8 protein-coding genes are annotated in these 11,013 nt (G+C 40.4%); all 8 read right to left on the bottom strand.

The window, feature by feature from the left end; genetic code table 11:
• Positions 1-249: 249 nt before the first annotated feature.
• The gene (locus tag A33Q_RS17790) at positions 250-1,449 is read right to left on the bottom strand and encodes an esterase (RefSeq protein WP_009035048.1); all 1,200 of its coding nucleotides are present in this window, start codon (positions 1,447-1,449) and stop codon (positions 250-252) included.
• 314 nt (positions 1,450-1,763) lie between these two features.
• Positions 1,764-3,521: a glycoside hydrolase family 43 protein gene (locus A33Q_RS17785; RefSeq protein ID WP_009035047.1), complete on the bottom strand. Its 1,758-nt coding sequence runs from the start codon at positions 3,519-3,521 to the stop codon at positions 1,764-1,766.
• Positions 3,522-3,867: 346 nt separating this feature from the next.
• On the bottom strand, positions 3,868-5,454 hold the full coding sequence (locus tag A33Q_RS17780; protein WP_009035046.1) for a glycoside hydrolase family 43 protein: 1,587 nt from the start codon (positions 5,452-5,454) through the stop codon (positions 3,868-3,870).
• Between the two features lie 272 nt (positions 5,455-5,726).
• Complete coding sequence (locus tag A33Q_RS17775; protein WP_009035045.1) at positions 5,727-6,887, bottom strand: endo-1,4-beta-xylanase; 1,161 nt, start codon at positions 6,885-6,887, stop codon at positions 5,727-5,729.
• A gap of 46 nt (positions 6,888-6,933) precedes the next feature.
• Positions 6,934-8,079, bottom strand: a complete 1,146-nt coding sequence (locus A33Q_RS17770) for an aldose epimerase family protein (protein WP_040490653.1) — start codon at positions 8,077-8,079, stop codon at positions 6,934-6,936.
• A gap of 11 nt (positions 8,080-8,090) precedes the next feature.
• A complete protein-coding gene (locus A33Q_RS17765) occupies positions 8,091-8,789 on the bottom strand; it encodes an L-ribulose-5-phosphate 4-epimerase (protein ID WP_016255501.1) in 699 nt (232 codons plus the stop codon).
• 111 nt (positions 8,790-8,900) lie between these two features.
• Positions 8,901-9,239 (bottom strand): four helix bundle protein, encoded by a 339-nt coding sequence (locus tag A33Q_RS17760; protein WP_009035042.1) that lies wholly within the window; start codon positions 9,237-9,239, stop codon positions 8,901-8,903.
• Positions 9,240-9,344: 105 nt separating this feature from the next.
• A complete protein-coding gene (locus A33Q_RS17755) occupies positions 9,345-11,006 on the bottom strand; it encodes a ribulokinase (protein WP_009035041.1) in 1,662 nt (553 codons plus the stop codon).
• Between the last annotated feature and the right edge of the window lie 7 nt (positions 11,007-11,013).

The raw sequence follows: 11,013 nt of genomic DNA, 5'->3' as shown, positions 1-11,013 counted from the left end.
TTTTCAGATTAAAAACTTCAGTAAATTTTCTATAGTTAGAGCTTCTAGTATATTTTATTTCATCTCTAATACTTAATTAAAATTTTATACAAACAGGTTAAGCTTTTAACCATATATCATAAGGTGATTGAATAAATGATAGCCGATTTCAACCAAAAAGTCTAGAAAAAATATAAAGTCCAGGATTTAGAAAAAAGACCTTCTTGTTTTTTAGCTATCGGCCAACAAGAAGGTCTTCTAATCTTAGGTTCAATCTAATTGTTGCCAAAGATTTGGCAGGAACCTGTAGTATAGTAAATGTCTCCAAGTAGACCAATCGTGTCCCCCGTGCCCTCCATCATAATATTCATGTTCAATTTCATGAGCTTCTAGCGCTTTAACCAAAGCCTCTACCCTGGCACCAAAAAAACCTTTTGCTTCTTCTGTTCCTTGACCAATGAATAGGTAGTCGACTTTTTGATTGATATCAGGATCATTCAAAAAGTAAGAAAGAGAGGTTTCCGGTTCGGTATCTCCCGCACTTAAAATCCCGAAGTTAGCAAACTGATCCAATGACCTAAAACCAACAAACAAACTGTGCCGGCCTCCCATAGATAACCCTGACAATGCTCTGCCTTTTGGTGATTGAATAGTGCTGTAGTTTTGATCTACAAGTGGAATCACATGGTTTTTGAGTTCCTTTTCAAAAATATCAAAAGTCAATTCAGTGTGCTGAGGGTGATTTCTATGGAGCACTTGATTATTTGGAACGGCAATAATCATGGGTTTAGCTTTACCTTCAGCAAGAAGGTTGTCCATGATAAAATTAGCCCTACCATCAAAAATCCAATTGGACGGCAACTCGCCACTTCCTCCCAGCAGATACAAAACAGGATATTTCTTATTGGCACTATATCCAGGAGGTGTATACACATACATTTCCCTCTCTCCATCAGTCACTTCCGAATGATACACATGCCTTGTTACATTCCCATGGGGAACTTGCTTGGCATCGTAATATGCGGGACCATCTCCATGAACTACCAATTGGCTGTAAGGTGGCATAGCCGTAAAGGCCGCATAGGTATTACTGGGATCTGTGACCTGTACTCCGTCAATATGAAAATGATACGCGTAAATATCCGCAGGAAGGGGGCCGACAGTCAATGTCCACACTCCCTCTTGATTTTTAGAAAAAGGGATGGGCTCGTTACCCTTTCCCAAACCGGTCAACAGCGCTATTCCGGCAAGTTTAACTTCCTTCGCTTCTGGAGCAATAAGTCTAAAGGTAACGGTTCTGTCATCATGAACTTCAGGTGAATTGATCCTGGCACTGAATGGAATCAGTCCTTCTTTGTCTCTTTGTGGGTCAAATTCAAGGTTGACATTTGCCTGTTGAGCAATACCACTAGAGATACTTAATACCAGGGCAAGCCCTAAGATCATAAGGGATTTGCTTTTTTGTTTCATCTTTTTTCGGTTATTAGGTTTTAGGTTTGCTATTTATAAAAACCTGAATATCTGATTATTACAATTCAATGATTCAAATAAAATTCATTTAAAACTTTATATACTCCTTGGCTGAAATTGGTTTTTATATTGAAAATCAAGCTAATATAAAAAATACTGTATTTTTTACACAATGACGTCCTTTTTAAATAGTCTCAAAAAAAGAAAAACCCCGATTCAGATTATATTTCTGATCGGGGTTTTAAAAATGATTTGACCTTGAAGATCAAAACATTCTATTACAAGAAACCCTAAAATTCATATTTTGAAATACATTATTTTTGATTTTTGACTGCAGTACTCTCACCTGAGTATGTGAATTGATGAAAATCAGCACTATTATCACTTGACTCCCCAGAAGAAGTAGCGTATGGCCCCATAGTAACACCTACAAAACCTCCAGCCATTCTGGTACTTAGGTATTCCCCTTCAGCAAACTCCAGTACCTCTTTCCAATCTTTATCACCTCTTTCCTTAATGGAAAAAGTATATTTAGCATTTTCAAATTCAACTTTTAGGGAAAGGGTAGACTTAGGGGATTTACCTAACTTGGTATTGGAAAGCTCTTCATAAGTGCCTTCCTTGGTTGCTTTGAGTACCTTAGCGACATGGTTTCCTTCATCATCTATACCTTTTGCGAAGAAAATATGATGCTCCTCATTTTGAAGCAACATCATGCCTGCCATTTCATTGGATGATTTTGGTTCAAATGTCAGGTCGGTGGTTGCATATCCCAAATTATGTTGTTGTCTTCTACCGATGAAGCTTGGGTTTTTCCTTTCGAACATGGTCTCTGGCCTAAGCTGTACGGTAAGCTTTTTCGCTTTAGTATTAATAGAATGCCATTTTTCTTTTGGAACTCTTACAAATACCCAATAATCCTTAAGTTTTTCGCTGTCAAAATTGTCTTTGATAGTAAAACTTCCTGATACAGGGAATGGTATATTTTCCTTATTTTCAGGAAGATCCGGAGCATCATAAAAATATTGCACTTCTGTAAAATCTGCGCTGATTACAGGCCAGTCATCCTCTGTCCAAGTGACAGGTGCCAAAAACACCTCTCTACCGATGTTGTAATAATCCCTTTTGTCGTAAGGTCTGGTCGCAAGAAAAACTGCCCACCACTCTCCGTTTTTTGTTTCCACCATATCAGCATGACCTGCGGCAGAAATCGGATTGGGTCTCGCTGGATCCAAATGCCTCTGAGTCAATATGGGGTTGTTTTTATAAGGAATAAACATTTCTTTCAGGTCTTTGGTCCTAAATACAACCTGTGAGTGATTGACACTTGTCCCGCCTTCAGCAGCCCAGAGGTAGTAATAACCTCTTGTTTTGTAAATATGAGGTGCTTCTATCCAAACAGGCTTGGAATGGATGTCGACCCCACCATTGACCAAAATAACATTATCCCCTACAGTCTTGAGGGTTTCTGTGTCAAACTCAATCATTCTGATCGTACGGTGACCTCTGTAAAGTGATTTGTTTTCCGGTGGATCACCATTGTAAATGATGTAATTTTTACCATCATCGTCAAAGAAGATAGAAGGGTCAATTCCCTGAACAGCCGGTAAGAAAACCGGATCACTCCATGGTCCCGCTGGATCTGTTGCAGTAACTACAAAATTACCCCCTTTACCAACAATGGTGGTAATCATATAAAAAACACCTTCATGGTGCTGTATGGTAGGCGCAAAGATACCTTCTGAAAGCTGCAAGCCATCCACATCCATTTGGGAAGGACGGTCCAACACATGCCCCAATTGTCTCCAATTGACTAAGTCGGTACTATGGAAAATGGGTACTCCAGGAAAGAAGGTAAATGTGGAAGTAACCAGATAAAAATCGTCTCCAACCCTGAACATGCCTGGGTCCGGATAAAATCCAGCTAAAATGGGGTTTTCGAATTTTCTTTCAGATTGGGATTGGGCAATGAGTGCTGATTCAAAACTCAGCAAACACACCAGGAAAAAAACCAGCGTCTTTTTCCCGGTGCTGTTTACCATTCCCCTGATACAATCAACTGTACTGTTCATGGAAAATTTTTAGGTATAGTAGGTTTAAGAAATTGAAATGTACGAAAAGCAAACATGATACTTTTTTAATATAAATCATTTGTTGTTCCCCATACGCAATCCAATATCGGAATAATAAGTGTGATTTCAACATTTAACTGAAAAAAATTAATGAACTACCTTAAAATCATGATAAAAGGTTCATTATTGAAAAAACCTAAACTCTCACCTCTGTTAACTTATCTCTCATAAATTCCTATTTACAGAATATATCAAACCAATACTTGGTTGACTTTCATTATTTTCGAAAACCTAAACCAAGTGACAAACCAATTATCGTCCTGGTCTTTAAATCATTCCCAGAATTTCAATTCTCAGGAATAGAAATTTCAAAAAAATCAAAATCAGCATAGCCTCTGGTTGATTTGGTAGAATAATAAAAAAGTCCAAACCGGTATCCCATAAAGTGGGGTAATGTATAAGTCATCTTAAGTTCTGCCCCAAAATCTTTCCATTCCTTTCCATCTTTGCTGTATTGAAAGAATGCTGAATCCTTTTGGTTCTCAAAATCACAAATAGCTTTAAGGTAAACATTGCCTTCATTCCATGACAATTCTTCCATAACCTGCTCATTATCTTCATTTCCAATGGACATGACAAGTGCCTTTTTTTGATCCTCTGCTTTTATTCCGATAAAACCATATTCTTTTTGCAATAGTCCCAAACCTACCACATCTCCATCTTCAAGACCTTGCAGGTCAACCCTTGTAACTACCTGACTTTTTGGACCAAATGTCCTTTGGGTTAAAGTATTTCTGGTTTCCACAAAGTTATTATCTAATCTATCCGACTTTAACCTTAAGAACCCGGGCCTTTCTGTAAGAGACCAATTTTCTTCTACAGGATTGTGATTCCACTGCCACACCAACGGCAGAAAAGTAAAATCTCTTTCCTCTCTTGAAAAGTCATCGGAAGCCACTATTCCAGAAATCAATCTTGTATTTACCGGAAGGTCCAAATAATCAGGGACTTTTCCGTTCTCTCCCAAAACCGGCCAATCATTTTCCCAAGTGACAGGAACCAAATATGGAATTCTTCCCACTGCTCCATAATCTCTAAAAAGATAAGCGTACCAGTTTCCCTCAGGTGTATCGATCAGCCCACCCTGCGCAATTCCTCTGTCTTTGAGCACTACTTTTCCCTCGTAGGGACCATGTAGACTTTTGGATCTATGCACCAATACAGTCCTCATGTCTTTTCTGGGCCAGACTATGTTGAACAAATAAAAGTACTCTCCAACTTTGAAGATCTGCGAGCCTTCTGCATTCAACATGATGTTTTCGCCTGCAGGTTTACTGGCATTTTCGATCAGTACTCTTTCAGTTTCAGGGACAATCCCGCTCAGGTCTTTTTCTAATTCTACTATGCTGATCTCTCCCGCACCCCAGATCAGATAGATCTTTCCATCTTCATCAAAATAAATGCTGTGGTCATGGTAGGATGGTTCAAAATTCACCTCTTTCCATTTCCCTTTTTCAATATCATCTGTTATGTAAATATGGGTTTTCCCACTTGTTGCAGAAAAAGTACTCAAATAGAACCTTCCCTCATGATACCGAAGACAACTGGCCCATGAACCACGTCCATAGGCACTTTCTCCTTTACTTAGGTTCATCGCAGCATTATCCACCAGCTGATCGTAGGCATAGCCGATCAATTCCCAATTGGACAAATCAGTCGATTTCATGATGGGAACACCAGGTGACATGTGCATGGTTGTGCTGCTCATGTAATAGGTATCTCCTACCCTGACCATCGATAGATCCGGCACGTCGGCAAATATGATTGGATTTTGTGCTTTTGCTTGCTGTGAAAAAGACAATCTAGGTAAAATTGCCAAAGCAAAAAGAATCACAAAAATCAGCAGTTGCTTAGGAAAAGGGTTTGATAGCATGAATAAATTGATTCTGATTTCGAATTTTTATAATTATGTAATGGAACTTCAGCTGCCTTATCTATTTTAGTTAACATTTCCTTAAATAGACAAGACAGCTGGAAAGATTAAATTCTTAATTGTTTACATACTCCTTTGGCAGAAGCTTTAATTATTAGGATTATAGATTATTTCGGGTTAATATCTAAATATCAATCTAGTATCAATTAAATATCTTCTCAAAATATAATTTGCGATAAACATATGCACATTGACGAATACATCTACCATTTTTATTGAGCCATTCTATGCTCACCTAATAGCTCTATGATGTCACTTACCACAGCTTTTGCTTGATAATCTCTGTCAAATAAAAGTGGGTAATCAGTTCTTCCTCTTACAGGGAAATTGTTTTTCCAGGAGTACCTGTCCGTCACACCCCAAAACGTTACCCTGCTGATATTGTCTTTGTATTTCAAAAAAAGATTGAAGAAGTCGAGGTAGCGCTCATTGAACCTTTGCTGAACCGAATCAGGCAAGCCTTCTGTATAGGGATTAAGCATCTGCTGATACTCAATAGAGTCAGAAATCTCCGCCCCTTGATGATTGCTTGGGTTTGGCAATGCAGACACATCCATTTCCGTAATCATGACTTCCACTCCCAAATCAGCAAAAGCTTTGATGCTATTCTCAAACTCTTCCAAGGAAGGATAATCCAAACCAACATGTCCCTGCATTCCAATTCCATCTATTTTTACACCTTGCTTCTGTAGGTTCTTTACCATATTTACCACACCTTCTCTTTTTCCCGGCATGGCCATAGAATAGTCGTTGTAAAACAACCGAGCCTCAGGATCCGCTTTATGGGCAAGTTCAAAAGCTATTTTGACAAAATCTTCACCAAGAATCTGATAAAATTTACTGTTTCTCCAAGAACCGTCATCCAAGATGGTTTCATTGACCACATCCCAAGTATGGACCCGGCCTTTGTACCTTCCAACCAAAGTGTTGATATGCGTTTCCATTCTTTCTATAAGAACTTCCTTGGAAACATCATTGCCCTGCTCGTCTACAAAAAACCATTTCGGAGCCTGTGAATGCCAGATCAAAGTGTGTCCATTGATTTCCATTCCGTGCTTCTCCCCAAACTCCACGAACCTGTCTGCATGTTCCCACACAAACTCCCCTTCAACAGGCTGAATTCTGCCACTTTTCATGCAGTTTTCAGCTACAATTGCATTGAAGTGTTCTTTTGTTATGGCCAGAGATTCGTTTTCCCCACTGTTAAGCTGTCTTTCATTCAGTGCGGTACCGATTTTGAACAGACCTTCTGCTGCTTTGGCAAGCGATTCATATTCGTCTTCTGAATTGGTTTTTGGTTTGGTTTCGTTGATTTCTGAGATCTCTGAGTATCCAAAAATCATTGCCAAAAATGAATAAATTAGAAATTTCATGGTTAATTAGGTTTGATATAGGTTTGAGAAATGAGTCAAACAATTCTTATTTGACTTTGAAATGATAGGCTATTTTATGTGTGTATTTTTCTCCAGGGTTCAACCTGGCAGTAGGAAATGAGGGTTCATTTGGTGCATTGGGAAAAGTCTGGGGCTCTAGGCAAAGTCCCATGTACTGATTGTAGGTAACATTATCCACCGTTACTTTTCCATCCAGGAAATTTCCTGAGTAAAATTGTACTGCTGGAGAATCCGCGTACAACTCCATCAATCTTCCTGAGGCCTCGTGGTAAAGTTCCGCCATTTTTACCAGCTCATCGGAATGGGATTCCTTCACTACAAAATTATGGTCATAACCTCCTGGTACCTCGGCAATTCTTTCTCCTACTTTATGGCTGCTGGTAAAATCAAAAGCTGTTCCTTCCACAGCTTTCAGCTCACCTGTTGGGATCAGTTCATCATCCACAGGTGTATATTTGGAAGCATTCAGGGTAAGTTGATGGCCCAAAATATCCTCCTTCATCCCACTCAGGTTGAAATATCCATGGTGAGTCAGGTTTACAATTGTAGCTTGGTCTGTTTCTGATTCAAATTCCAGTAGCAGCTTATTGTCAGCTGTCAGTTCAAAAGTAAGGGTGGTTTTCAGGTTACCCGGATAACCTTCTTCTCCGTCGGGGCTGGTGTAGGACATTATCACTTTCATAGATTTTTCCCTTTCCTGAAATTCGGAATCCCAGATCACCCTGTTAAAACCCAAAAGCCCACCATGCAGGTGATTGTTGCCATCATTGGTAGCCAATTGGTAGGTCTGTCCGTCTAATTCAAACTGTCCTTTGGCAATTCTATTTCCAAAACGGCCTATGGCAGCACCAAAATAGTAGTCGTTATTGTCATAGTCAGCAATGTTTTCATAACCAAGTACAATGTTTTCACTATTGCCTTCCTTATCCGGCACGATCAATTTAGAGATGATGCCTCCAAAGCTGGAAATTTCAACCTCCATACCATTTCCATTATCCAAGTGAAACACTTTGGCATTTTTATCACCAAGTTTCACTTCATTGACTTTTACTTTAAAATTGACTGTTTCTTTGTCCATTTCTTTTTCATCTTTTTGGGGAGCATTGCAGCTGGAAAAAAGAATTCCAGTCAGCGCAATACCCATAAGGCATTTTGTTAGCGGTTTATACATATCAGTAAAATTTAGCATCCCTGCCCATAGTAGGCATCTTTTCCGTGTTTCCTTTCATAGTGTTTTTTGACCAAAGCATCTTTTAGTCTCGCAGCATTGGGGTTGATCTGAAGGGTGAGGTAAGCCATTTTAGCCACTTCTTCCAGAACTTTGCTGTTGTAAACAGCTTTGGATGCATCCTTTCCCCAAGCAAATGGTCCATGACTGCCTACCAAAATCATTTCTACTTCCTGCGGACTGAGTTTCTTTTCTGCAAAGCAATCCAAAATCTGCTGCCCCGTGTTATGCTCATAATCCCCTTCAATCAGCTGGTCCGCCGTAGGTGGAGCACAAGGGATATCGGCAGTCAAGTGATCCGCATGTGTGGTCCCAAAATTGGGAATGTCCTTGATGGCTTGCGCCCAAGCCACCGCATAAGTGGAATGCGTATGGCATATTCCACCGATAGTTTCCCAATGCTTATACAAAAAAGCATGGGTTTTGGTATCGGAGGAAGGTCTCATTTTTCCTTCGACTACCTTACTGTCAAAGTCGACAATGACGATATCATCCACCTTCAGTTCTTCGTAAGGCACCCCGCTTGGTTTGATGGCAAAAACACCATTTGCCCTATCCACTGCACTGACATTCCCAAAAGTATAGACCACCAGGTCCAGTTTTGGAAGTTGCATATTCGCTTCGTAGCATTCACGTTTAAGTTCTTGGTACATTTGATCTTAGATTTAAGATTGTAGAGTTAAGATTTTAGATTTTTAAAAGGATGAAGGAGGAAGGATGAGGGATGAAACACCCGACCTTTACCACCTTTTTGTAATTGAAAGTTATTTTAACTTCATTTTTTTAACTATTGATACAAAAATTGCAATAAGCTCATTGGCCTCCTGCTTTAATAAAGAAACATCAAACCATCCTTTTTCTTGGATCATTTCCAACCAAAATTCGCTTTCATCAGCTTCTTCTATTACTATTCCGATTTTAGCGACAAACTCCTTATCACTTCGGCTTCTAGTGGCTGCTCTGTAATTGGCCGCAACAGAAGTTCCACATCTTATTAACTGATTTGCGATAGCTCGCCCTGATATTGTATTAGGGAGTAATTCAACGAGATTGATAATGCTCAGAGCGAATTTTTTGGTTCTTCCTTTCAAATCTCTTTCCATATTTATAAGAGTTTTAAACTAAAAATATGGAAAAAAAAGAATCCTTTCAAACCACTTCATCCTTCCCCCTTCACACTTTCCAATTCATCCTTCATCCCTCATCCCTCATCCTTCAATATCTTTCCCAAACTCCACATACTCCCCATACAGTTTCTTATAAATTGGGACATTTTCAGGTATAGGATGGTATATTTTGTCAAAGCCACTGCCCATTGCCTGAATGGCTTTTTGGGTATCTTCGTGGATCCCGGCCGCCACAGCCGCATACATCGCCGCACCTAATGCCGGAGCCTGGTCGGATGTAGCTACTTTGATGGGCATATCCAATACATCTGCCATGGTCTGCATGACCAAAGTCGATTTCTTGGCCACTCCACCCAATCCGATTACGGCATCAAGCTGCACTCCTTCTTCCCTGAAGCGGTCAACAATCCTTTTTGAACCAAAACAGATGGCTTCTACCAAAGACTTGAAAATCCTTGCTGCATCTGAACCCATATTCAGGTTTCTGATAGCTCCCTTAAGGGATTGATTGGCGTCAGGGGTTCTTCTTCCATTTATCCAATCCAAGGCAACGAGCTTGGACTCGGCAACAGGTATGGCCAAAGCCTCATCCGAGAGCCTGATCAGCAGCTGTTCTTCCAACTCAGCTATCAATTGGCTTTTTTGTGTTGCATCCAATGTTTTGCTCTCTTTTATCATTGCTATAGAAGGCTTAATAATAAGGTTCTTAAACCAAGCCAATACATCACCGAAACCGGACTGGCCTGCTTCCAAGCCTATAGTACCCGGAATCACCGAGCCATCCACCTGTCCGCATATTCCTTTGACCAGTTTAGTCCCTATGGTTTCTTTGGAAGCAACCATGACATCACAGGTGGAAGTACCCATTACTTTGACCAGTGTATTCTCAGTGATTTCACCTCCTACAGCACCAGCGTGGGCATCAAAAGTGCCTACAGCCACTACTACAGAAGCAGATAATCCTAATTTATCTGCCCATTCTGTACTGAGATTGCCTGCCACCTCGTCTGAAGTGTATGTTTCACTATAAAGCCTGTCTTTCAAATCTGACAGGTATGGATCAAATTTTCCGAGAAACTCTTTGGGTGGCAAACCTCCCCATGACTCATGCCAGAGTGCCTTATGCCCCGCTGCACATCTACTCCTTTTCAAAGCCAAAGAATCTGTGCAGCCAATTAACTGAGCCGTCACAAAGTCACAATGCTCCATCCAGGAAAAAGCTGCATCTTTAACCTTTTCATCTTCTCTGATAATGTGCAGTATTTTTGCCCAAAACCACTCGGATGAGTAGATTCCTCCCTCGTACTTGGTGAAGTCTTCCCCTCCCCAAGTACGGGCAACATGGTTGATTTCATCTGCTTCCGCAATGGAGGTATGGTCTTTCCACAATACCATCATGGCATTGGGGTTATCCTTAAAATCCGGATGAAAAGCCAAAGACTGGGCTTTACTATCAACTGCCATTGGAGAAGACCCAGTTGTATCCACACAGATGGCCTTGACTTGGCTTGGTTCAATTTCAGATTGGGCAATCACTCCTTTGATGGTCATCTCCAGACCTTCTAGATGATCAGATGGATGCTGTCTGAAGCGATTGATTACCGGATCACAGTACTTTCCGGCTTTCCATCTAGGGTACCAGTAGACTTCACTAGCCAAGGTGCTGCCATCAGCACTGTCTACCAATACCGCCCGCACAGAATCCGTCCCATAATCCAATCCAATTACATACTCTTTGCTCATATTTCTA

This window comes from Indibacter alkaliphilus LW1 (assembly GCF_000295935.2).
GTDB lineage: Bacteria > Bacteroidota > Bacteroidia > Cytophagales > Cyclobacteriaceae > Indibacter > Indibacter alkaliphilus.
Note: the sequence above shows the minus strand (reverse complement) of the source record. Positions and strands in the feature narration are given on the sequence as shown.